This window comes from Thalassospiraceae bacterium LMO-JJ14 (assembly GCA_021555105.2).
Taxonomy (GTDB): Bacteria; Pseudomonadota; Alphaproteobacteria; order Rhodospirillales; family Casp-alpha2; genus UBA4479.
The window spans coordinates 2,414,531-2,436,455 of sequence record CP134604.1 but is presented as its reverse complement, the minus strand read 5'-3'; the positions used below and the strand labels follow the sequence as shown (position 1 = coordinate 2,436,455).

At 57.7% G+C, this 21,925-nt stretch carries 20 protein-coding genes; 3 read left to right on the top strand and 17 right to left on the bottom strand.

Annotated elements, in window-relative coordinates; translation table 11 throughout:
• Positions 1–49: 49 nt before the first annotated feature.
• Complete coding sequence (locus L2D14_11480) at positions 50–769, top strand: GNAT family protein (GenBank protein WNJ98489.1); 720 nt, start codon at positions 50–52, stop codon at positions 767–769.
• A 42-nt stretch (positions 770–811) separates the two neighbouring features.
• Here the strand turns inward: L2D14_11480 and dnaE are convergent, their stop codons facing one another.
• Positions 812–4,333, bottom strand: a complete 3,522-nt coding sequence (gene dnaE / locus L2D14_11475) for a DNA polymerase III subunit alpha (protein ID WNJ98488.1) — start codon at positions 4,331–4,333, stop codon at positions 812–814.
• 366 nt (positions 4,334–4,699) lie between these two features.
• Between dnaE and L2D14_11470 the strand changes: the two genes are divergently transcribed.
• Positions 4,700–5,224, top strand: coding sequence for a hypothetical protein (locus L2D14_11470; protein ID WNJ98487.1), 525 nt, complete (start codon positions 4,700–4,702; stop codon positions 5,222–5,224).
• Positions 5,225–5,236: 12 nt separating this feature from the next.
• Here L2D14_11470 and L2D14_11465 read toward each other — a convergent pair whose 3' ends face one another.
• From L2D14_11465 to L2D14_11450, 4 genes are all read right to left on the bottom strand, one after another.
• Positions 5,237–5,932, bottom strand: coding sequence for an ABC transporter ATP-binding protein (locus tag L2D14_11465; GenBank protein WNJ98486.1), 696 nt, complete (start codon positions 5,930–5,932; stop codon positions 5,237–5,239).
• Positions 5,925–7,172, bottom strand: a complete 1,248-nt coding sequence (locus tag L2D14_11460; GenBank protein ID WNJ98485.1) for a lipoprotein-releasing ABC transporter permease subunit — start codon at positions 7,170–7,172, stop codon at positions 5,925–5,927. The genes L2D14_11465 and L2D14_11460 overlap by 8 nt, the downstream gene beginning before the upstream one ends.
• A 115-nt stretch (positions 7,173–7,287) precedes the next feature.
• Positions 7,288–8,034 (bottom strand): Asp/Glu racemase, encoded by a 747-nt coding sequence (locus L2D14_11455; GenBank protein ID WNJ98484.1) that lies wholly within the window; start codon positions 8,032–8,034, stop codon positions 7,288–7,290.
• Between the two features lie 5 nt (positions 8,035–8,039).
• Positions 8,040–9,218 carry a Xaa-Pro peptidase family protein gene (locus L2D14_11450; protein ID WNJ98483.1) on the bottom strand — a complete coding sequence of 393 codons (1,179 nt, stop codon included), beginning with the start codon at positions 9,216–9,218 and terminating at the stop codon, positions 8,040–8,042.
• A gap of 164 nt (positions 9,219–9,382) precedes the next feature.
• Between L2D14_11450 and L2D14_11445 the strand changes: the two genes are divergently transcribed.
• Complete coding sequence (locus L2D14_11445) at positions 9,383–10,672, top strand: NCS2 family permease (GenBank protein WNJ98482.1); 1,290 nt, start codon at positions 9,383–9,385, stop codon at positions 10,670–10,672.
• 231 nt (positions 10,673–10,903) lie between these two features.
• Here L2D14_11445 and L2D14_11440 read toward each other — a convergent pair whose 3' ends face one another.
• The 12 genes from L2D14_11440 to L2D14_11385 are packed head-to-tail and all read right to left on the bottom strand — an operon-like array spanning position 10,904 to position 21,911.
• The gene (locus L2D14_11440; GenBank protein WNJ98481.1) at positions 10,904–11,407 is read right to left on the bottom strand and encodes a hypothetical protein; all 504 of its coding nucleotides are present in this window, start codon (positions 11,405–11,407) and stop codon (positions 10,904–10,906) included.
• 8 nt (positions 11,408–11,415) lie between these two features.
• Complete coding sequence (locus L2D14_11435; GenBank protein ID WNJ98480.1) at positions 11,416–11,661, bottom strand: DUF1467 family protein; 246 nt, start codon at positions 11,659–11,661, stop codon at positions 11,416–11,418.
• A 1-nt stretch (position 11,662) separates the two neighbouring features.
• Positions 11,663–12,067 (bottom strand): methylmalonyl-CoA epimerase, encoded by a 405-nt coding sequence (gene mce / locus L2D14_11430; GenBank protein WNJ98479.1) that lies wholly within the window; start codon positions 12,065–12,067, stop codon positions 11,663–11,665.
• A gap of 17 nt (positions 12,068–12,084) precedes the next feature.
• Positions 12,085–12,735 (bottom strand): hypothetical protein, encoded by a 651-nt coding sequence (locus L2D14_11425; GenBank protein ID WNJ98478.1) that lies wholly within the window; start codon positions 12,733–12,735, stop codon positions 12,085–12,087.
• A gap of 57 nt (positions 12,736–12,792) precedes the next feature.
• Complete coding sequence (locus tag L2D14_11420) at positions 12,793–14,451, bottom strand: ribonuclease J (protein ID WNJ98477.1); 1,659 nt, start codon at positions 14,449–14,451, stop codon at positions 12,793–12,795.
• Positions 14,448–15,224, bottom strand: a complete 777-nt coding sequence (locus L2D14_11415) for a type III pantothenate kinase (GenBank protein ID WNJ98476.1) — start codon at positions 15,222–15,224, stop codon at positions 14,448–14,450. The genes L2D14_11420 and L2D14_11415 overlap by 4 nt, the downstream gene beginning before the upstream one ends.
• Positions 15,225–15,226: 2 nt before the next feature.
• A complete protein-coding gene (locus L2D14_11410) occupies positions 15,227–16,012 on the bottom strand; it encodes a biotin--[acetyl-CoA-carboxylase] ligase (GenBank protein WNJ98475.1) in 786 nt (261 codons plus the stop codon).
• A complete protein-coding gene (nuoN, locus tag L2D14_11405) occupies positions 16,009–17,481 on the bottom strand; it encodes an NADH-quinone oxidoreductase subunit NuoN (protein ID WNJ98474.1) in 1,473 nt (490 codons plus the stop codon). Before nuoN ends, L2D14_11410 begins: the two co-directional genes overlap by 4 nt.
• A gap of 12 nt (positions 17,482–17,493) precedes the next feature.
• The gene (locus L2D14_11400) at positions 17,494–19,011 is read right to left on the bottom strand and encodes an NADH-quinone oxidoreductase subunit M (GenBank protein ID WNJ98473.1); all 1,518 of its coding nucleotides are present in this window, start codon (positions 19,009–19,011) and stop codon (positions 17,494–17,496) included.
• A gap of 6 nt (positions 19,012–19,017) precedes the next feature.
• Entirely contained in the window at positions 19,018–20,982 is a 1,965-nt protein-coding gene (gene nuoL / locus L2D14_11395; GenBank protein WNJ98472.1) for an NADH-quinone oxidoreductase subunit L, read from the bottom strand.
• Positions 20,983–20,987: 5 nt separating this feature from the next.
• Positions 20,988–21,296 (bottom strand): NADH-quinone oxidoreductase subunit NuoK, encoded by a 309-nt coding sequence (gene nuoK, locus L2D14_11390; protein WNJ98471.1) that lies wholly within the window; start codon positions 21,294–21,296, stop codon positions 20,988–20,990.
• A 3-nt stretch (positions 21,297–21,299) separates the two neighbouring features.
• Positions 21,300–21,911, bottom strand: coding sequence for an NADH-quinone oxidoreductase subunit J (locus tag L2D14_11385; protein ID WNJ98470.1), 612 nt, complete (start codon positions 21,909–21,911; stop codon positions 21,300–21,302).
• Positions 21,912–21,925: the final 14 nt, after the last annotated feature.

Here is a 21,925-nt window from a genome sequence, read left to right as displayed (position 1 = left end):
ATTGAGATTTACAGGCATTTTCCAACCAATTGAGCTTTTGGAGATCGTTATGACCAATATGAATGAACTGGGCCAGCCGATCGGTTTTCCCCTGCCCGACTGGAAACCCTGTGATTATCCCCCCAGGGCCCCAATGCAAGGCCGCACCTGCCGTCTGGAGCCGCTGGATGCCGCGAAGCATGCCAGTGACCTTCACAGCGCCAATATGACCGATAAGGAAGGCCGCATCTGGACGTACATGGGATACGGGCCGTTCGAAACCGAGGACGCCTACCGGGCATGGGTCGAAAAGGACGCCATGGGCGACGATCCGCTGTTTCATGCCATCATAGATCTGCAAAGCAGCAAGGCCGTCGGTGTCGCCAGTTATCTCAGGATCGAGCCCAAGGTCGGTTCGATCGAGGTCGGTCACATCAATTATTCGCCGCTTTTGCAGCGTACCGTCGCCGCGACGGAAGCCATGTACCTGATGATGGCGCGGGTTTTCGACGAACTTGGATACAGGCGCTATGAGTGGAAGTGCGACAACGCCAACGCGAAGTCACGTGCAGCCGCTGCCCGCCTGGGTTTCACCTTTGAAGGTGTGTTCCGCCAATGCACAATCTACAAGGGCCGCAACCGCGACACTGCGTGGTTTTCGATCATCGATTCCGAATGGCCGGCGTTGAAGGAAGCTTTTCAGGCGTGGTTCGACCCCACGAATTTCGATGCGAACGGCAAGCAGAAGCAGGCGTTATCGGTGCTGACGGCGAAGGCGCTGGGACGCTAATACCCTATTCCGTCATTCCCGCTTTCGTGGGGATGACGGTTATTACAGTTCCCGAACGTCGAGGATGCCGGGTAGCGAACGGACCGCCAGCGACAGTTCGTGCGAAAGCGCGTAATCGTCACCGAGGTTGATGATCACCTCTTCGTTGCGTTCGCGCAGTTTGGCGGTGACCATGACCTTGCCCTTTTTTTTGCGGCCGTTGCCGTTGCCGTTTGCATCCTTGTCGCGGCCGAGCACGTCCCTGAGTGCTGCCAGCGGATCGATGCTGTCGACGATCAGGTGCAATTCCTTGGCGGCGTTGGCCGCTTCGGCGGCTGCGGCATCGATGCTTTCCAGACGCTGGATGGTCATGCGCGGCGCGTCGCTGTCGAACGACAGCGCACAATCGACGATCATCGAATTGCCGGGGCTGAGCAGTTCGGCATATTGCGCGAGGATCTCGGAAAACGCCGTCGCCTCGAATACGCCCGAAGCATCCGAAAACGAGATAAAGGCAAACCGCTTGCCGGTTTTGGATGTCATTTCCTTTTTCGAAACGAACGTGCCGGCAAGCCGCACCGCACCGCTTTCCCCCGCCGCGAGCACTTCCGACGAGGCACGGACGCGTTTACGTGCCAGCACGCGCTCGTATGCATCGAGCGGGTGCGCTGACAGATAAAATCCGACGGCATCGAACTCTTCACGCAGCCGGTCCATGGATTGCCAGTCATCGATGTCCGGCAGCCGGACTTCTTCCGGTTTGGCGTCTTCGCCGCCGAAAAGACCCATCTGATTGGAGTTGCGGTCGTTCGTCGCGGCGCCGGCGATGGCGACGATGGTTTCGATCCCCCGGTGCACACGCCGGCGATTGTTGTCGAGCCGGTCGAAGGCACCGGCACGGACAAGGTTTTCAAGCTGGCGTTTGTTGATCTGGTGCGGGTCGATACGGTTGGCGAAGTCGCTTAGCGAGGCGAATTTCCCGTTCTCCATGCGCTCGTGGACCAGCGTGTCCATTGCCGCCGCGCCGACGTTCTTGACGGCGGCAAGGGCATAACGGACGCCGTCTTTCTCACCATCCGCGGTGCTGACCGTTTCAACGCTGAAGGAGGATTCCGACGCATTGATGTCCGGTCCCAGAAGCGGAATCTGCAAGCGGTCAAGTTCCTGGCGGAACACGTTCAGTTTGTCCGTGTTACCCATATCGAAAGCCATGGAAGCGGCGAGGAACTCGACCGGGTGATTGGCCTTCATATACGCCGTCTGATAGGCGACCAGCGCATAGGCGGCTGCGTGTGATTTGTTGAAGCCGTAACCGGCGAACTTGTCGACGACGTTGAAGATATCGTCGGCCTGTTTTTCAGGCACGTTTTTGGCGACGGCGCCTTCGACGAAGATCTGCCGTTGCTCATCCATTTCCGACTGGATCTTCTTGCCCATGGCGCGGCGCAGAAGGTCGGCGCTGCCGAGCGTGTAGCCCGAAAGCACCTGGGCGATCTGCATCACCTGTTCCTGATAGATCGGGATGCCGAAGGTCTCCTTCAGCACAGGTTCCAGTGTCGGGTGCAGATAATCGGGTTCTTCCTTGCCGTGTTTACGGCGGATATAGCTCGGGATGTTGTCCATCGGGCCCGGGCGATAGAGCGCGACGACAGCGATGATGTCTTCGAAGGTATCCGGCTTCAGCCCGCGCAACACGTCGCGCATACCGGCACTTTCCAACTGGAACACGCCAGTGGTGTCGCCGCGGCTGATCATGTCGTAGGTTTTCTGATCATCCAGCGGGATGGTGATCAGGTCGAGCTTTTCCCCGCCATCCTTCAGCTTGGCGTTCACGAAGTTCTCGGCCTTGGTCAGTACGCTGAGAGTCTTGAGGCCAAGAAAGTCGAACTTCACCAGCCCGGCGGATTCCACGAATTTCATGTTGAAGCCGGTCACCGGCATATCGGAGCGCGGATCGCGGTAGACCGGTATCAGCTCTTCCAGCGGCCGGTCACCGATGACGACACCCGCCGCGTGGGTCGATGCGTGGTGGTAAAGCCCTTCCAGCTTGCGGGCGATTTCGACCAGTTCACGGACGTCCGGTTCTTCGCGGATCAGATTGCGCAGCCCGTCTTCGCTGTTGATCGCTTCGTCCAGCGTAACCGGGTTGGCCGGGTTGTTCGGCACCATCTTGCAGATTTTGTCGACGAAGCCGTACGGCATCTCGAGCACCCGACCGACATGACGTAGTACGGCGCGGGCCTGCAGCTTTCCGAACGTGATGATCTGCGCGACGTGATCGCGGCCGTACTTCTGCTGCACATAGCGGATCACTTCGTCGCGGCGTTCCTGGCAGAAGTCGATATCGAAGTCGGGCATGGACACGCGTTCCGGGTTCAAAAACCGCTCGAACAGCAGGCCCCATCGCAGCGGATCGAGATCGGTGATGGTCAGCGACCACGCGACGACGGAACCGGCGCCCGAACCACGGCCCGGACCGACCGGAATGTCATGGTCCTTGGCCCATTTGATGAAGTCGGCAACGATCAGGAAGTAGCCCGGAAACCCCATTTGGGTAATGACATCGAGTTCGTAATCCAGACGCTCGCGGTACGGTGTTTCGGCCTTCTTGCGGGCGGCCTCGTCCATATCGTCGGTGAAAACGTGTGCGGCCAAGCGCTCGGTGAGACCTTCGTGCGCCTGACGTTTCAACTCGTCGGCCTCGGTCAGGCCCTCGCCGCAGTCATACGGCGGCAGGATCGGCGCGATTTTCTCGACCGTGAAGGCGCAGCGCCGGGCAATCACCAGGGTGTTGTCGATGGCTTCCGGCAGATCGGCGAAAAGCGCCCTCATCTCGGCCGCTGATTTGAAGTAATGATCGCTGGTCAGCTTGTGGCGGTCATCGACGGACAGAACGGCGCCCTGCTTGATGCACAACAGTGCGTCATGGGCACGATGGAAGCTTTCATCCTTGAAATACGGTTCGTTGGTGGCGACCAGCGGGATATTGCGGGCATAGGCCCAGTCAATAAACTGCGGCTCGGTCAATTTTTCCTCGGGCATGCCGTGGCGCTGGATTTCCATGTACAGCCGGCCGGAAAAGGCATCGACCAGCATATCCAGGAATGCCGCCGCCTCTTCGCGCTTGCCCATGCGGATCATCCGCCCGAGTGCCCCGTCGGCGCCGCCGGTGAGCGCAATCAACCCTGCCGCGTTGGCCGTCAACTCGCCCGGCGTGATACCGGGGCGGTGCGCATCCTCGCTGTCCATGTAGGCGATCTTGAGCAGCTTCAGCAGGTTTCGGTAACCTTCGTCCGTCTGCGCCAGAACGACCACGGCGCCGTCTTCGAACATCGGTTTGTTGCCGGGTTGTGCATCTTCGACCAGCTTGATCGATATCTGACAGCCGATGATCGGCTGCACCCCGGCGTCCAGCGCGGCGGCCGAGAATTCCAGTGCACCGAACAGATTGTCGGTATCGGTCAGCCCCAGCGCCGGCATGTCGGCTTCGGCGGCCAGCTTGACCAGATTTTTGACAGGGATCGCCCCCTCGCAGAGCGAATAGGCGCTGTGGGCGCGAAGGTGGACGAAATCAGCGTGCGACATGATGCGATACTCTCACATCATTTTTCGAGAGTCACCAGATGTTGGGGCTGATTAACGACTTATCCACAACAAAACGACATCTATCCCCATTTTGTCATTCCCGCGTTCGCGGAAATGACGGCTTAAACTGTGCTTTGATCTTCGCTAATTCTAGGTGTTGGCGAATCGTAGCACATCATTATAGTGACGGTATAATCTGCTAATTGACCTGACAATATTCTAGGAATTGGGAAGGAAGAATTGCACGTTTTAAGCAAGATTGTTGGCAGAAATCGACTTCTACTAACTTTTCTAATTCCGTTCTTCATCGTTTCTTGCAAGACGACGGAGCCATACGGCTACTGGATGCTAGCGCCTGGCGTTTTCGTGGCTGAACCAAATGAGCGGTTCGCGAGCGCAATTTCCGTTCGAAATGTAAATACGGGAACCGATGCAAAATTTCAGAACCTGAGACAGGGCATTACCCGCTCGTTTAGGGCAAATAAATTGCTTCATGAGGAAATATCTCCGGCGAAGTTCCTGCTTGATGTAACTATTGTCCGTCACGAACGCACTAAAGATGAGTACCTCGTGGATGAATATGAAGCAGCTTTGCGATACGTACTGACGGACGGTTCGACAGAACGAGAGATCTATAACGATACAATCACCAACAGATACAGCAGCGATGATGTTCTAGGGGCCTCTGCCAAAAGAGCAAAGCAGAAAGCTCGTGCAGAGACACTCGGCAGAGTTGGTGCAATTTTGAGCGCTTCGACGCTGGAGCCCTATGACACGAGCCGGCTGAAATTTTATAGCCTAGAAGCGATCAGCAATGCTGAAGAACGCGTAGCCGCGTACGTCATTAGAGAGAACGTCGCTGACTTCATCCGCGTACTGTCGAAACGTTAAACTTTTTCTGTCTTAACCCGCCACCAGCACCCCGTTCTCGACGCGGACGATGCGGTCCATGCGCTTGGCGAGCTCGGGGTTGTGGGTCGCCACGAGTGCGGCCAGCCCGGCGCCCCGCGCCAGGTGCATCAGAACGCCGAAGACGTCGTCCGCCGTTTCCGGATCAAGGTTGCCGGTCGGCTCGTCGGCCAGCAGAACGCGCGGCGATGCCGCCAGTGCGCGGGCAATTGCGACACGCTGTTGTTCGCCGCCCGACAGTTGCCCCGGCCGATGATCGCCACGGTCGGTCAATCCCATCCATTCCAGCAGTTCGCGGGCCCGGCTGCGCGCGGTCGACTTGTCGATCCCGGCGATGATCTGCGGGATGGTGATGTTTTCTATCGCCGAGAACTCCGGCAGCAGGTGGTGGTACTGATAGACAAAGCCGATGTTGTAGCGGCGGATTTTGGTGCGGTCGTCATCGCCGAGCCCGACACACGACTGACCGTCGATAAGAATATCCCCCGCCGTCGGCTGCTCCAGCAGCCCGGCGATCTGCAGAAGCGTCGATTTTCCCGAGCCGGACGGTCCGACCAGAGCGACGACTTCGCCCGCCTCGACCTGAAGGTCGGCACCTTTGAGGACATCGAGCACGCGCTTGCCCTGCTTGAAGGTGCGGGTGATGCCGCTGAGTTCCAGCACCGGTCCGGGGTTGAGGTGATCACTCATAACGGAGTGCCTCCGCCGGGTCGATGCGCGCCGCGCGCCAGCTCGGATAGATCGTCGCCAGGAACGACAGGCCGAGCCCCATCAGGACAACGGCCGTTACCTCGGTCGGATCGACGACAGCCGGCAGTTGCGACAGGAAATAAATTTCAGCGGCAAACAGGTCGGTACCGGTCAGCCCCTCTATCCAGCGGCGGATGGTTTCGATGTTGGCGGCGAACGACAGTCCCAGGCCAAAGCCCAGTAACGTGCCGATAACACCGACACTGGCCCCGGCGATCAGGAAGATGCGCATGATCATGCCGCGTGTCGCGCCCATGGTGCGCAGGATGGCGATATCCCTGCCTTTGTCCTTCACCAGCATGATCAGCGACGAAATGATGTTGAAGGCCGCGACCAGGATGATCAGTGTCAGGATCAGGAACATGACGTTGCGTTCGACCTGAATGGCATTGAAGAAACTGGCGTTGGCGCGTTGCCAGTCGTGCACACTGCCCTGCCCGCCCAGCGTGCGCGCGATGGTGCGCCCGATCGTCTCGGCATGCTGCGGATTATCCAGGAAGACTTCCAGATTGGAGATCTTCTCGGGCATGCGGAAATAGATCTGCGCCGCTTCCAGCGGCATAAAGACAAAACCGGAATCGTATTCGTACATACCGATTTCAAAGGTGCCGACGATTTTGAACGCGCGCATGCGCGGCACGGTGCCGAACGCGGTTACGTTGCCCTTCGGTGAAATCAGGGTGATATCGTCGCCGACATGCACACCCATGCTTTGCGCCAGACGCGCCCCGATCATGACGACGTTATCGCCCTTGAAGTTGCTCAGCGATCCCTGCCGTATGTTGTCGGCGACGATCTTGCGTTTTTCCAGGTCCTCGGCGCGGATACCGCGCACGATTGCCCCCTTGGCGACGCCCTTGGCCGAGGCCATGACCTGGCCTTCGATCAGGGCATTGACGGAAACGACACCGTCCACGCCGACGATCTTGTCGATGAGCGGCTGATAGTCCGTCATTTGCCCGGCAACGGGGCCGTAGACGCTGAGATGCCCGTTGATGCCGAGGATGCGTTCCAGCAGTTCCTGGCGGAACCCGTTCATCACTGACATGACGATGATCAGGGTCGCCACGCCAAGCGCGATTCCGACCAGCGAAAACCAGGCGATGACGGAAATGAACCCTTCCTGGCGGCGGGCGCGCAGATAGCGCATCGCCATCATCCATTCAAACGCGGAAAACATCGGCTGCGCTATCTCCATGAGACGTGTCCCGTCACCGGGGCACGCGGATAAATCAATTTTGCATCAGGCCCCAGCGGGACAGGCCTGCTTCTTGTAAGCGATGGGCGGCAGCCCTTCAACCATTCAGCCCGGCTTTGAACAAACGGCCGCCAGCCGGGTGATCGCTGCCGATCCCGGCCAGACGCAGCATATGCCAGCCCAGGACCTGATTGCTGCACAGTACCGGTTTTCCGAGGATATCCTCCGCTTCGGGAATAATTTCCATGGCGCGCAGGTTCGTACACGATGCAAATACGGCGTCGCAGTCGCCTTTACCGATCTCGATCATGGCGCGCAGGGTCGATTGCGGTGAAATGCGGGCGACAGTCTTGTCTTCGGCCTGCTCGAATGAGCCGTACGACGATATTTCAATGCCGGCGTCTTCAATGGCGTCTTTCAACGCATCGGTCACCTCGGCGATATAGGGGCTGACGAGGCCGAGCCTTTTTATGCCTAGCGACCGGCACGCCGCCTTGAGTGCGCTCAGCGGGTTGCTGACGACAACATTCGGATGCGCCTGCTGGATCAGTTCCGTGACGCGTACTTCACCCAGGATCGTTGCGCCGGAGGTACAGCCGTAACCGATGACTTCAATGCCTGCTTCATCGGGCAGCATGCGTGCGCTGGTGGTCATGGTTTCGCCCATCATGGAGAGCGTTTCCGGCCGCACTTCGGGCATGCAAGGGATGCGGTTCTGGTAGACCCTGAGGCCCAGACCCAGAAACAGCTTCCCGAGTTCGAATTCCATCAGTTCGTCTGTTTGCAGGACAATCAGCCCCATGGCCTGCCCGCGATCGATCTGTAATTCGAAAGGAAGCGGCATATCGTTTATCCAATCACCGGCATTTCGGCGGGGGCGCGACGGCTGAGCAGTTCCGCCAGACCGTCGCGGATGACGATATTTTCCTCGTGCACCATGACTTTTCCTTCGGCAAAGGTCATGCCCGGTTCCAGCGTGATCACCATGCCGGGTTTCAGGACTGTCATGTCCGTTGGTGTGTTCGACGGCCATTCCGTCAATTGCATGCCGAGCCCGTGACCCAGCCTGCCGACATCGTTGCCCATGGCGCCGCCTGCATCCATGACGCGCTGCATTGCATGAAACAGATCGGCACAGGTGTTGCCGGGGCGGGCCGCTTCGAGACCGGCTTCGGTGGCGCGGTACACGACCTCGTGCGCGCGCTTTGCCGCATCGGTGGTTTCGCCGAAGGCATAATTGCGGTCGAAATCGCAAAAATAACCGTCGAAGGTTGCGCCGGTATCGAGGATCAGCACATCGCCCTGCGTGCTTAAACGCTCGGACGGTGGGGAGATGATATCGCCGTACCCACCTTCACCCAAACCGCCGACGACATAAGCGACATCGTCGGCGCCGGATTCCATGGCGCGGGTCTTGAAGGTGCGGAAGATATCGATTTCACGCATGCCGATTTCGAGATGCCTCGGCAAATCCTCGAATACGTCCGAAAGGACACCGCAGATATAGCGGATTTTGTCGATTTCGGCTTCGGATTTATGCATGCGCAGGGCCTGTATAATCGGCGATGCATCCCGGAACTGCAGCGGTGCGATCATTTCCGAAAGTTTGTAAAAATCATTCAGCGACATGCGGAGCGATGTTTCCGGCCCCATCGGCAGGCCGACGGCACCCTTCCCGCCCGTCAGTTCGTGCAGCGCTTCCGACAGCAGACTGACCCCTTCGTCCTCGGGACAGGGCGACGACCATGTACGGATATCGTCGATCCAGGTGCGGGCCATGCATTCGTCGCCGATCTGTGGAATGACGGCGACAGGCTTACCTGTTAGCGGGACGACAACGAACCATGGCCGGGTCGGGCTTTGCCAGAACGGTGTCAGAAATCCCGTGAAGTAGCGGACTTCGGGTTCAGTCAGCAGCAACATGGCGGCGAGACCCGAATCCGCCATCATTTTTTGTGCGTTCGCTGTCCGCGCTTCGTATTCGAAATGCGGAAAGCCTCGGTGCGGCACAGGCAGCTGTTCGGACATCAATTCGGGTAACTCCTGCTAAGTCCTTATAAAACCTATCCGGGATCGTGCTTCAGGCCAATGCATAAGCATTGTGCGCCACGCCAGCGTTTGCGGGTTTCCGGGATAACTTGTCAGAAAAAAATAGCTGAGGGATGATTATTCAAATCAGCAAGGGGGACAAAATGCTGGATTCCTATTTCAAGCTTAGCGAAAACGGGACGTCCGTCCGCACGGAAATCATCGCCGGGGTCACGACGTTTCTGACGCTGGCCTACATCATGTTCGTCAACCCGTCGATTCTGGCGGAAGCCGGCATGGATCATGGTGCTGTATTCGTCGCCACCTGTCTGGCGGCAGCCATCGGGACAATGATCATGGGAGTGTTGGCCAATTACCCCGTCGCACTTGCTCCCGGCATGGGACTCAATGCGTATTTCGCCTTCGGTGTTGTCCTCGGCATGGGCTACACATGGCAGGTCGGTCTGGGTGCGGTATTTATTTCCGGTGTAATCTTTCTGATCCTGAGCGTTCTGCCGATCCGCGAATGGATCATTAACGCCATCCCCGATGGTATGAAGCGCGCCATTTCCGCAGGTATCGGCCTGTTTTTGGCGATTATCGCGCTGAAGAACGCGGGCTGGGTCGTGGATCATCCGGCAACCCTGGTGACGCTCGGCGACATCAGCGCCCCATCGTCACTTCTGGCGGCGGCAGGCTTTATCCTGATCGCGGTCCTGTTCGCACGAAAAATACCGGGCGCTATCATCATTGCCATTCTGGCCATCACGGGCATCGGTATTGCCATAGGCATCACGCCCGCCGGCGGTATCGTTTCCATGCCGCCGTCGCTGGCGCCGACGTTCATGCAGATGGATATTGCAGGTGCGCTGAACATCGGCCTGGTTTCGATCGTCTTTGCGTTCCTGTTCGTCGACCTGTTCGACACGGCCGGCACCCTCGTCGGCCTGGCGCACCGGGGCAAGCTTCTCGACGCGAACGGCAAGCTGCCGAGATTGCGTAATGCCCTGTTGGCGGATTCGACAGCGACCATCGCCGGGGCAGCACTCGGGACATCGACGACGACCAGCTATATCGAAAGCGCCGCCGGTATCAATGCCGGCGGGCGGACGGGCCTGACGGCAGTTACGATTGCCGTGCTGTTCCTGTTGTCGTTGTTCCTGTCGCCGCTGGCCGGAACCATCCCCGCTTATGCCACGGCACCGGCGCTGTTGTTCGTCGCCTGTATCATGACGCAAGGCTTGGCCGAGATTGACTGGGACGATATCACCGAAGTGGTGCCCGCCGTCATTACGGCAATCGCCATGCCGTTGACGTTCTCGATCGCTACGGGCATCGGGCTCGGCTTCATCAGTTATGCAGCAATCAAGCTGTTGGCCGGTCGCGGTAAAGACGTCCCCGTTGCGGTTTATGTGATTGCCGTTGCATTCATCCTTAAGTTCGCGCTGATCTAAATTAATATTTCAGTACGAATAACTGGAGAATTATGTCGTTTATGGGTGACAAGAAGAAGAGGAACGACTATAAAATTACACGCTTTCGGGAACAGGATTTATTCCTAAACGGTCCGAGTGCGGGGGGAAACCAAAACAAAAAAACGGCAAGGCCAAAAGGCCTTGCTTTTGTTTTTTGGGCCTGATTTCAGATAATCCGATAATCACCAGGCAATCGCCCCGGTTGACTCCTCATAATTTAAAATCGACATCGTCATGGACGTTCATGCCATCCAGCATCAGCAGCTGCGCCTCGGTCGCGTCACGCGAGACATAGATGTTGGCAATGCTTTCCGCACCGCCGATGCGAACAGGCGTCAGCAAGCGCGCGTAATCCCCGCCTTCCTTCGCATCCAGCACATCCCAGGCGGTTTCCAGTGATCCGGAAGTTAAAAGACAACCATCATTCCACGCCTGTGACAGTGTCCATGCAAGTCCCGGACAATCATCGAGCGTACATTGCGCCCCCGCCTGCAGATAACCGGGGAAACTGCATTCTGACCAGGTTCCGGCAAGCGGTTCAAGAGCATGCGCATCGGGACCGTCTGGCCGCATGCGTCCATACACACATAAGCGCGTATCGGCCCCTGAAGCTGTGGAAAAGCGCCGGTCTTCGGCAACGTCAGCCGGATCGAGCCCGATCCGGCCACGGTTTATCTCGATGATATGTTCGAGTGTCTTCTTAGTGACGTCCATGTCGGACCTTAGTCCGGACGAAACGAAATAAGCCCGGCATCCGCGACGAAGTAGAATATCAACCAGATCACGAGCGAAATCGCGCTGCAGACGGCAATTTTCCGCCACATCATCGGTTTGACGGGCGCGCCCGGTTCCTGCCCCGGCTCCATCTCGTCAGCATTCGGCGGTCTGACCCCGAACGGCAGCGTAATGAACAGCACCAGCCACCAGATGACGACGTAAACGGCAGTTCCTGTGATCCAGTTATCCATATCAGGCTTGTTCCAGCTCTACGAGCGTGCCGCAGAAATCCTTGGGATGCAGGAACAGAACAGGTTTGCCATGGGCGCCGATCTTCGGCTCGCCGTCGCCCAGTACGCGTGCGCCTTCCGCTTTCATGCGGTCACGGGCGGCAAGGATGTCATCGACCTCGTAGCACACATGATGCATGCCGCCTGACGGGTTCTTGTCCAGGAACGCCTGGATCGGCGAAGCATCGCCCAAGGGATGCAGCAACTCGATCTTGGTGTTCGGCAATTCCACGAAAACAACCGTGACGCCGTGATCCGGTTCGTCCGCCGGGGCCGAAACCGTGGCACCCAGTACATCGCGGTACATTGCTGTGGCCTTTTCCAAATCCGGCACGGCAATTGCCACGTGATTAAGTCTTCCTATCATAAATTTTCTTACCCGGTTTAGTGAGAAGGTCCGAGAATGTAGCCAATGCAGGCTGTTCGGACTTTTTTATAGGCACCTGTCTTCTCCGAGGTAAAGTCAATTTCCACAACTGTCGGATATCGAAAAACGTTTTGCATATTAGCTAGGACAAGGTTCGGCTGATCCTCAGTATGGGTGACGCAATTGAAAACAAAATCCTTAGCCTCATATCCCTCGTTGAACTCGTTGATACTCAATTCTCTCGTAAGCGGTGTTCGGAGTGATTTTTTGCCGATGGTCGAGTGGCTGTAGATACTTTGAGATTCAACACTCTGTGCAATGGGGATTGACTGCTTGTAGCCAATTTTTTGGCTGTAGTAGACGATTTCATGGATATGTATACGTCCGTCTCCCGCGTTTCTTAGTGTAAAGCTCGTTTTGCTTTTCATCGTGACGAGTTCGACATTGTCCGTCCAGTTCTGTTCTTTGATTATATTCTTGGCTTCCTTCACCACAAATGCACCGGCAGATGCGACCGCAGCCAAGACCGTTAAAGCACCGCCGATTAGGGTCAACCATGGGAGTTGCCGGAGAGGGTTATTTTGGTAAGCGCCACAGGTGGCACATTTCTTTGTATCAATTGAATGCAGAGTTGTTCCGCATAAGTGACATTTTACAATATTGGTCATAACTAATTCCTTCTTTTTAAAAGAAACGTTATGGCGCAACTATATCATAAATGCAGCTTAAACACGAATAAGATGGACATCGGTGATCGGCTTTTTGTCAAGCAATCGGCGAAATGACCGGCGCGCCGTCAGTCTGACCGTTTCCGATACTTCCTCGTCATCGCTTCGTTTTCGTTTCGAAAGACGCTCGATGGCATCGTATATATCATCGGCGACCTGATCCAGGACCGCGTCTTCCTCGACGGGTTCCAGCATCCCTGTCGTGGTTATCATCATTTCCCCGACGGGACGGCCGTCCTTGTCGATGCACAGCGAAACGACGGCCGTGCCGTTCCAGAGCCCCTGTACGCGGCTGCGGATCGCTTCGCCCTGCATCGGGATCATCCGGTTGCCGTCATATACAAGCCGGCCCGACGTGACATGGTCGACAACTTCCGGATTACCGGGGGCAAGCCGGATCATACCGCCGTTTTCATTGACGATGGTGTGGGTTACCTGGCATTCGCGCGCCAGCTCGGCATGCTTTTCCAGATGCCGGCGCTCACCATGTACCGGGATCGAGATTTCCGGGCGCACGTGCTGGTACATCTCGACCAGTTCCTCGCGGTTCGGATGCCCGGAAACATGAATGTGGGCATCGCTGTCCTCGACGATTTTCACACCGAGGCGCGCCAGATTGTTCTTCATGGCCGAGATGCCGACTTCATTGCCGGGAATGACACGGCTGGAGAAGATCACCGTATCGCCCTTGCCCATTGAAATGCGCGGATGACTGTTGGTGGCTATCCTAGCAAGTGCGGCACGGGATTCCCCTTGCGAGCCAGTGCAGATGATGAGCTGCCGGTCGTCGGGAATGAATCCGGCGGCGTCTTCGTCCAGAAACGGCGCCACATCGTCCAGATAACCGCACTTCCTGGCCGCCGTCGTCGTCCTTTGCAGTGAGCGCCCGGCCAGCACCACATCGCGGCCGCAGGCTTCCGCCGCCTTGGCCACGGTATGCAGGCGGGCAACATTGGTTGCAAAGCAGGCAACGGCGACCTTGCCTATGCTATTGCCGATGATTTCCGTCAACGCCTTGGCGAGGTCTGCCTCAGAGCCGGAATGTCCGGGCGAGAACACGTTGGTGCTGTCGCAGACAATGGCCAGCACACCCTTGTCGCCGAGCCGCGCCAGCGCCGCCTCGTCGGAAACCTCGCCGATCACCGGGTCCGGGTCGAATTTCCAGTCACCCGTGTGCAGCACTGTGCCGAGCGGTGTCTTGATGGCGATGCCGTTGGGTTCGGGGATCGAGTGGGTCAGCGTGATCAGGTCGAGATCGAACGGCCCGACCTTGAAAGCGCCGTCGAGGGGGATTTCGTGCAGTTCGACCTCGTCTCCGAAATCGGTTTCGCTCAGTTTTCGCTTGAGGATTTCCATCGTGAACGGCGTGGCATAGATCGGGCAGCGGATCCGGTCCCACAGATAAGGTACCGCGCCCAGATGATCTTCGTGTGCATGAGTCAGCACGAGACCGGCCAGCCGGTCTCGGCGCTGCTCGATGAATGTCGGGTCGGGGGTGATCAAATCGACGCCGGGTGGGCTGCCGTCGCCGAAGGTAATGCCGAAATCGATCATCAGCCACGTCGGGTCCTTCGGGTTACCCAGACCGTACAGATTCAGGTTCATGCCGATTTCGCCGGCGCCGCCGAGAGGCAGGAAAAGAAGTTCGTCGCTCATGCGCGGTTGCGCTTGGCAATGGCGTAAAGACCTCGAAGCGTCAGGTCGTTATCCGTACTGTGTATGGACGGGCAAGCGGACGTGAACAGTTTCGCGAGACCCCCGGTTGCAATAACCGTCATGTCGCTGCCCCCCTTTTCTTCGCGGATGCGCGTAATCACGCCTTCGATCATGGATGCATAGCCGTAATAAATACCCGATTGCATGGCGGTAATGGTGTTCGTCCCGATGACCTTGGCCGGTTTGCCGATATCGATGCGTGGCAGCTTGGCGGCCGCCCGTTGAAGGGCCTCGAGTGACAGATTGACGCCCGGCGCGATAACCCCGCCCTCATAGGCGCCATCGGCGGCGACGACGTCGAATGTCGTCGCGGTACCGAAATCGACAACGATCAGCGGCCCGCCATAGGTTTCGTGCGCGGACACGGTATTTACCAGGCGGTCGGCGCCGACCTCGCCGGGCCGGTCGACATGCACTTCGATCCCGAGTGCGACATTGTCATCACCGACGACCAGCGCTTTGCAGTTAAAGTATTTCTCGCTGAGCGTTCTCAGGTCGAACAGATTTTCCGGGACCACGGTGGCGATGATGACGTCGTCAATCTCGTCGCGGCCGATTTCTTCCAGTGCCATCAACTGGCGAAGCCATACTGCGAGTTCATCCGCCGTTTTGGCGGTTTTAGCCGCCGCGCGCCATTGCCCGGTGATTTCACCATCGGCATTGAAGACCGCAAATACGGTGTTGGTGTTGCCACTGTCAATCGCAAGCAACATGGCTAGGCCCCTTTCTTCCGAGGCGTGAAGTACACATCACCGGCAGCGATTTTACGAATTTCCCCATTCTGGCTCAGCATAAGCGCGCCGTCCTCGGCAATGTCTTCGAACACGCCTTCAAGCGTTTCATCACTGAGCCGTACCGTGATCTCCTTGCCGATCCCCTGCGCACGCCATTTCCATTGATGGCGGACAACTTCAAACCCCTCTTCAACCCAACGTGTCGCCCACTCCATGAAGTGGCGTGCATACGCCTCCAGAAATACCGTATCCGGAATCGCCTGTCCCTGTTCCACAAAATCCGTGGCCGGGTAAGGTGTATCCTTGGGGTGCGATTTCAGATTAACGCCAAGACCGATGATCACATAATCGACAGGCTTACCGGCATCGGCCTTGGTTTCCAATAATATCCCGCCGATTTTGGCGTCATTCAGCAAGATATCGTTGGGCCATTTCAAACGGCATTCGAATCCGGGGTCGCAAACCTCGCCGACGGTGTCGAATACCGCGCAACCGGTAACGAAGCTGAGTTCCGCCGCACGTGCCGCGGGGACGTCAGGGCGAACGATCAGGGATGAGTAGAAATTGCCTTTGGGGCTGTCCCAGGTATTCCCACGCCGTCCCTTGCCACCGGTTTGTTCGCGTGCCCAGATCAGCGTGCCGTCGGGGGCCGCATCCTCGCCGTTCTCGGCGAGCTTGCGCGCTTCCAGCATGGTGCTTTCGACGGTCTCAAATTGAACGAGGTTGTAGACCGTGGGAAGCCTTGGCAGCGATTGTTTCTCGTTCATCCCGCGAAAAGCGCAGCTGCTGCGGCGGCGGCGCTCGACAGTATGGGAGCCGGATAGATAAAGAACAGGATAACGATGATCGAGGTAACACTGATGACGAAGGTCATTTCACGGCCGATCGGGGTGTCGAAATGATCGATGGCTTCGTCGAAGTACATGACCTTGATGATACGCAGATAGTAGAACGCACCGATCACGCTGGTGATAACGCCGATAATGGCAAGAGCGAAAAGCTCAGCTTCGATCGCGGCCAGGAATACGTATAACTTGCCGAAGAACCCGGCCAGCGGCGGAATCCCGGCGAGCGAGAACATAAACACCACCAGCGTTGCCGCCAAAAGCGGATTAGTCTTGCCTAAACCGGCCAGATCATCGATCCCTTCCACCATGCGCCCACCCTGGCGCATGCAGAGGATGACGGCGAACGTCCCTATGTTCATCACCAGATAAATCGCGAGATAGATCAACACGCCCTTGACGCCCTCTTCGGTCCCGGCGGCGAGGCCGACAAGCGCATAACCGACATGGCCGATGGAGCTGTAAGCCATCAGTCGCTTGATATTGCGCTGGTTGATGGCGGCGAGCGCCCCCAGCGCCATTGAGAGCACGGAAATGACGATAATGATCTGCTGCCAGTGCACCAGAAGATCGCCGAACGGTCCAATCATGACGCGCAGCAGAAGCGCAAGCGCGGCGATTTTCGGCGCCACGGCGAAGAACGCGGTGACCGGCGTCGGTGCGCCTTCATAGACGTCAGGCGTCCACATGTGGAACGGTACGGCGGAAATCTTGAACGACAAGCCGGCGAGGATAAAGACGATGCCGATCACAAGGCCGGTCGAAATTTCGCCCTGTGTCGCGAACAGCGTCGCCAGGGCATCGAAGCTGGTGGTGCCGGCAAAGCCGTATACCAGGGACGATCCGTAGAGCAAAAGACCCGATGCCACGGCGCCCAGCACGAAGTACTTGAGGCCGGCTTCGGTGGCGCGGTTATCGTCGCGTTGAATGGCGGCCATGACATACAGCGACAGTGACTGCATCTCGAGACCGACATACAGGCTGATCAGGTCGTTCGCCGAAATCATCAGCAGCATGCCGAGGGCGGCAAACACGATCAGGATCGGAAACTCGAAGCGGGCCACGTTGTGCCGTTCCATGAAATCACGCGAAACGATGATGCCGAGCGCGGCGGCGATCAGAACCATCGCCTTGCAGAAGACGGCAAACTGGTCGGTGACGAACATGCCGGCAAAGGTCACGACACGGGGGCCGGCGACCGGCACCAGCAGGAAGATGGCGAGAATCAACGAGACGATGGACAGCATGGAAACGATGCGGAACGTCGCTTCGTCGTTGTCGCTGAGCCCGCCTTTCTGGAACACGCCGAACATCAAAAGCAGCATAATCACACCGGCCAGAAACAATTCCGGCAGTGCGGGGACGATATTGGGCATTTCGGCTATCGGCATCGGCTTTCTCCCCTACTGGCCAGCCAGCTCGAGCATGCCGCTCTGAGCCAGTGAGGTGTTAACCTGCTCAAGCAGGTGCGAGACGGATACATGCATGAAATCGAGGAAAGACGACGGATAGACGCCCATCCAGATGGTGATGAACAGCAGCGGTGCGAAAATGGCAATCTCGCGGCGGTCCATGTCCTTGATGCGCATGAGATTCTCTTTGGTCAATTCGCCGAAAATAATGCGGCGATATAGATACAGCGTATAGGCGGCGCCGAGGATCACCCCTGTCGCTGCGAACGCGGCAACCCAGGAGTTGGCCTTGAAGGCGCCGACCAGAACCAGAATCTCGCCAACGAACCCGCCGGTGCCGGGCAGACCGACAGAAGCCATGGCGAAGACCATGAAGGTCAGCGCATAGGCCGGCATTCGACTGACGAGGCCGCCGTAAGCGGAAATCTCGCGGGTATGGATGCGGTCATAGACGACGCCGACGATAAGGAACAGGGCGGCGGAAACAACACCGTGCGACAGCATCACGTAAATTGCGCCTTCGACGCCCTGTGTCGTCAGCGTGAAGGTGCCGATCGTCACAAAGCCCATGTGCGCGATGGAGGAATAGGCAATCAGCTTCTTCATGTCTTCCTGCGCCAGCGCAACCAGCGAGGTATAGATCACGGCGACGATGGAAAGCGTGTAGATCAGCGGCGTGAAATACAGGCTTGCTTCGGGCATCATCGGCAGCGAGAAACGCAGGAACCCGTATCCACCGAATTTCAACAGCACACCGGCCAGAATAACCGAACCGGCGGTCGGCGCTTCGACGTGGGCGTCGGGCAGCCAGGTATGCACCGGCCACATCGGCACCTTGACCGCGAACGACGCAAAGAACGCCAGCCACATCCACTTTTGCACATCGATCGGGAAGTCATAGGCCATCAGTTCAAGGACGTTGGTGGTGCCGGCGTAGTAGTACATGGTCAGCATGGCGACCAGCATCAGCACCGAACCCAGCAGTGTATAGAGGAACAGCTTGAAGGCGGCATAAACGCGCCGGACACCGCCCCAAACCCCGATGATGATGAACATCGGGATCAGCACTGCTTCGAAGAAGATGTAGAACAGGAACAGATCGAGCGCGCAGAACATGCCGATCATGAAGGTTTCCAGGATCAGGAACGAAATCATGTATTCCTTTACCCGGTCCTTGATCGAATTCCACGACGCGAAAATGCAGATTGGTGTCAGCAGCGTCGTCAGCATGACGAAAAGCACTGAAATGCCGTCGACCCCCATGTGATAGGCAATGCCGAAGTCTTCCATCCAGGTGACTTTTTCCACCCACTGGAAGTCCGCCGTGGTCTGATCGAAGGTGAACCAAAGCATCAGCGACATCAGGAAAACGCAGCCGGAAACGAATGCCGCGACGTGGCGTGCATTGGTCGCCACGACGTCGGGATCTTCGTGACGGACGAACAGGATACAGATCACACCGACGAGCGGCGCGAATGTGAGGATCGTGAGTAACGGCAAGTCGAACATCTGTCCTCACGCCCCTTTCGTGAACATGTACCAGCTCACCAGCGCGGCGATGCCGATCAGCATGGCGAAGGCGTAATGGTAAAGATAACCGGTCTGCAGGGCCGATACCCGGCGCGCCATGATACGCACAGCCGATGAAATGCCGTCAGGCCCGCAGCCGTCGATGAGCGCACCGTCGCCGCCTTTCCACAGACCGCGGCCAAGCGCGAAGGCCGGGCGAACGAAGATCTTGTCGTATAGCTCGTCAAAGTACCATTTGTTGAGCAGGAACAGATAGATGCCCTGGAACTTTTCGGCGATCATGGGCGGGACGTCGGGCCGTTTGATGTACAGGAACCAAGCCGTACTGATGCCGATGGCACCGACGATCAGCGGCGAATACTTGACCAGCGCGGGTACGTGGTGCGCATTTTCAAGCGCCGGGTGCGACGGTAGGATCAGGATCGCGTCACCCCAGAAATCCCCCATGCCTTCGCCGACGAACAGGCTGTAGGGCACGTAACCGGCGGCAATGGCACCAAGAGCCAGTACCAGCAGTGGTATGATCATCACTTTCGGGCTTTCATGCACATGGCCAAGCACGGTTTCATCGCACCGTGGCGTGCCGTGGAAAGTCATGAACAGCAGACGCCACGAATAGAACGCCGTCAGCAGCGCCGCCAGCAGGCCCATGGCAAAGGCATACTGCCCGACACCGGTATGCGATGCATAAGCAGCTTCAAGCACGATATCCTTGGAGAAAAAGCCCGCGAACGGCGGCACACCGGCCAGCGCCAGAGACCCGATCCACATCAGGGCATACGTCACCGGGATCATTTTCCAGATACCGCCCATCTTGCGCATGTCCTGCTCGTCGGACATGGCGTGAATGACCGAACCGGCGCCGAGGAAAAGCAGCGCCTTGAAAAAACCGTGTGTCATCAGGTGGAACACACCCGCCGAATAGGCCGACACACCGCAGGCAAAGAACATGTAGCCAAGCTGCGAACATGTCGAATAGGCAATGACCCGTTTGATGTCGTTCTGCACGCAGCCGATAGTGGCGGCAAAGATCGCCGTCGATGCCCCGACGATCGTGACAACGGTCAGCGCGGTATCGGAATATTCGAACATCGGCGACAGTCGCGCCACCATAAACACGCCTGCGGTGACCATCGTCGCCGCATGGATAAGGGCTGACACCGGTGTCGGGCCTTCCATGGCATCTGGCAGCCAGGTATGCAGGCCCAACTGTGCGGATTTACCCATGGCGCCGACGAACAGCAGCAGACAGATAACCGTCATGGCATGGAAGTCCGTGCCGAAGACGTTGAGGACCGCGTCTTTCTGTCCCGGGACAGCGTCGAAAATCGTATCAAGATGGATCGTGTCGAATAGCATGAACGTCGCGAAGATGCCGAGCGCGAAACCGAAATCGCCAACCCGGTTGACGACGAACGCCTTGATGGCTGCAGCATTGGCGCTCGGTTTCTTGTACCAGAATCCGATCAGCAGATAACTCGCCAGCCCGACGCCTTCCCAACCGAAGAACATCTGCACCAGGTTGTCGGCGGTGATCAGCATCAGCATCATGAAGGTGAACAGGCTCAGATAGCACATGAAGCGCGGCACCGAGGGATCGTGATGCATGTAGCCGATGGAATAGACGTGCACCATCGCAGACACGACGCAGACGACGATCATCATTACCGACGTCAGGGTGTCGACCTTCAGCGCCCATGAAAGCTCGAACGAGCCGGATGCGATCCAGGTAAACAGTTCCGTGGTCCTGGCGTTGCCGTGCAGACCGACATCGACGAAGATCAGCACTGCCAGCAAGGCCGAAATCAGCAGGCCGCCGCAGGTCACGATCTGAGACGCGAGGTCGAGCGTATGTTTGCGGTGCTTGTCGGCATCAATGCCGGCAAAAACGATCACACCGGCGATAGCCGAGCCGATCAGCGGCAGAAAGACGAGGATTGTCTCGATCATGCGGCTCAGCCCTTCATCATGTTGACGTCTTCGACGGCGATGGAGCCGCGATTACGGAAAAAGACCACAAGGATCGCGAGACCGATGGCGGCTTCGGCAGCAGCCACGGTCAGTACCAGCATGGCGAAAATCTGCCCGACCAGATCACCGAGGTGCGTCGAAAACGCGACCAGGTTGATGTTGACGGCGAGCAGCATCAGTTCGACCGACATCAGGATGACGATGACGTTCTTCCTGTTCAGGAAAATCCCGAAAATGCCGAGTACGAACAGGATCGCGGCAACCGTCAGATAGTGACCTAATGTAATTTCCATCAATTAGATCCCCTTCCCGATCTCGACGTCGCGCAGTTTGACCGCTTCTTTCGGATCGCGCGCAATCTGGTCGTTGATGCGCTGCTTGTGGACTCCGTCGCGACGGCGGTGCGTAAGGACGATGGCGCCGATCATGGCGACCAGCAAAACCAGGCCCGCTGTCTGGAACAGATAGATGTACTTGGTATACATGATCTGGCCGATGGCGTGCGTGTTGGTGAGCTGATCCGGCGGCGGCATCGGTGCTCCGGCCAGCCCCAGGGCTTCGGGTGCAAACGTCCATCCGCCGACGGCCAGCGCCAGTTCGACGAACAGGATCAGGCCGATCAGCGCGCCGACCGGCAGGTATTGCAGGAAACCCTGGCGCATTTCGACAAAATTGATGTCCAGCATCATGACGACGAACATGAACAGCACGGCGACGGCGCCGACATAGACGACAACAAGGATCATCGCCAGGAATTCCGCGCCCATGAGGACGAACAGTCCCGCCGCGTTGAAGAACGTCAGGATCAGGAACAGCACGGAATGCACGGGGTTGCGCGCCGAAATCACCAGCACGCCGGCGGCGACCGCAACAACGGCAAACATGTAGAATGCTAATGCCTGTATCATATAACCCCCAAAAA

What these genes read in the sequence shown, in the direction of transcription:
- L2D14_11480 (WNJ98489.1), top strand. Translation starts at nt 50, where the DNA reads ATGACCAATATGAATGAACTGGGCCAGCCGATCGGTTTTCCCCTGCCC.
- dnaE (WNJ98488.1), bottom strand. Translation starts at nt 4,333, where the DNA reads ATGTCGCACGCTGATTTCGTCCACCTTCGCGCCCACAGCGCCTATTCG.
- L2D14_11465 (WNJ98486.1), bottom strand. Translation starts at nt 5,932, where the DNA reads ATGAGTGATCACCTCAACCCCGGACCGGTGCTGGAACTCAGCGGCATC.
- L2D14_11460 (WNJ98485.1), bottom strand. Translation starts at nt 7,172, where the DNA reads ATGTTTTCCGCGTTTGAATGGATGATGGCGATGCGCTATCTGCGCGCC.
- L2D14_11455 (WNJ98484.1), bottom strand. Translation starts at nt 8,034, where the DNA reads ATGCCGCTTCCTTTCGAATTACAGATCGATCGCGGGCAGGCCATGGGG.
- L2D14_11450 (WNJ98483.1), bottom strand. Translation starts at nt 9,218, where the DNA reads ATGTCCGAACAGCTGCCTGTGCCGCACCGAGGCTTTCCGCATTTCGAA.
- L2D14_11445 (WNJ98482.1), top strand. Translation starts at nt 9,383, where the DNA reads ATGCTGGATTCCTATTTCAAGCTTAGCGAAAACGGGACGTCCGTCCGC.
- L2D14_11440 (WNJ98481.1), bottom strand. Translation starts at nt 11,407, where the DNA reads ATGGACGTCACTAAGAAGACACTCGAACATATCATCGAGATAAACCGT.
- L2D14_11435 (WNJ98480.1), bottom strand. Translation starts at nt 11,661, where the DNA reads ATGGATAACTGGATCACAGGAACTGCCGTTTACGTCGTCATCTGGTGG.
- mce (WNJ98479.1), bottom strand. Translation starts at nt 12,067, where the DNA reads ATGATAGGAAGACTTAATCACGTGGCAATTGCCGTGCCGGATTTGGAA.
- L2D14_11425 (WNJ98478.1), bottom strand. Translation starts at nt 12,735, where the DNA reads ATGACCAATATTGTAAAATGTCACTTATGCGGAACAACTCTGCATTCA.
- L2D14_11420 (WNJ98477.1), bottom strand. Translation starts at nt 14,451, where the DNA reads ATGAGCGACGAACTTCTTTTCCTGCCTCTCGGCGGCGCCGGCGAAATC.
- L2D14_11415 (WNJ98476.1), bottom strand. Translation starts at nt 15,224, where the DNA reads ATGTTGCTTGCGATTGACAGTGGCAACACCAACACCGTATTTGCGGTC.
- L2D14_11410 (WNJ98475.1), bottom strand. Translation starts at nt 16,012, where the DNA reads ATGAACGAGAAACAATCGCTGCCAAGGCTTCCCACGGTCTACAACCTC.
- nuoN (WNJ98474.1), bottom strand. Translation starts at nt 17,481, where the DNA reads ATGCCGATAGCCGAAATGCCCAATATCGTCCCCGCACTGCCGGAATTG.
- L2D14_11400 (WNJ98473.1), bottom strand. Translation starts at nt 19,011, where the DNA reads ATGTTCGACTTGCCGTTACTCACGATCCTCACATTCGCGCCGCTCGTC.
- nuoL (WNJ98472.1), bottom strand. Translation starts at nt 20,982, where the DNA reads ATGATCGAGACAATCCTCGTCTTTCTGCCGCTGATCGGCTCGGCTATC.
- nuoK (WNJ98471.1), bottom strand. Translation starts at nt 21,296, where the DNA reads ATGGAAATTACATTAGGTCACTATCTGACGGTTGCCGCGATCCTGTTC.
- L2D14_11385 (WNJ98470.1), bottom strand. Translation starts at nt 21,911, where the DNA reads ATGATACAGGCATTAGCATTCTACATGTTTGCCGTTGTTGCGGTCGCC.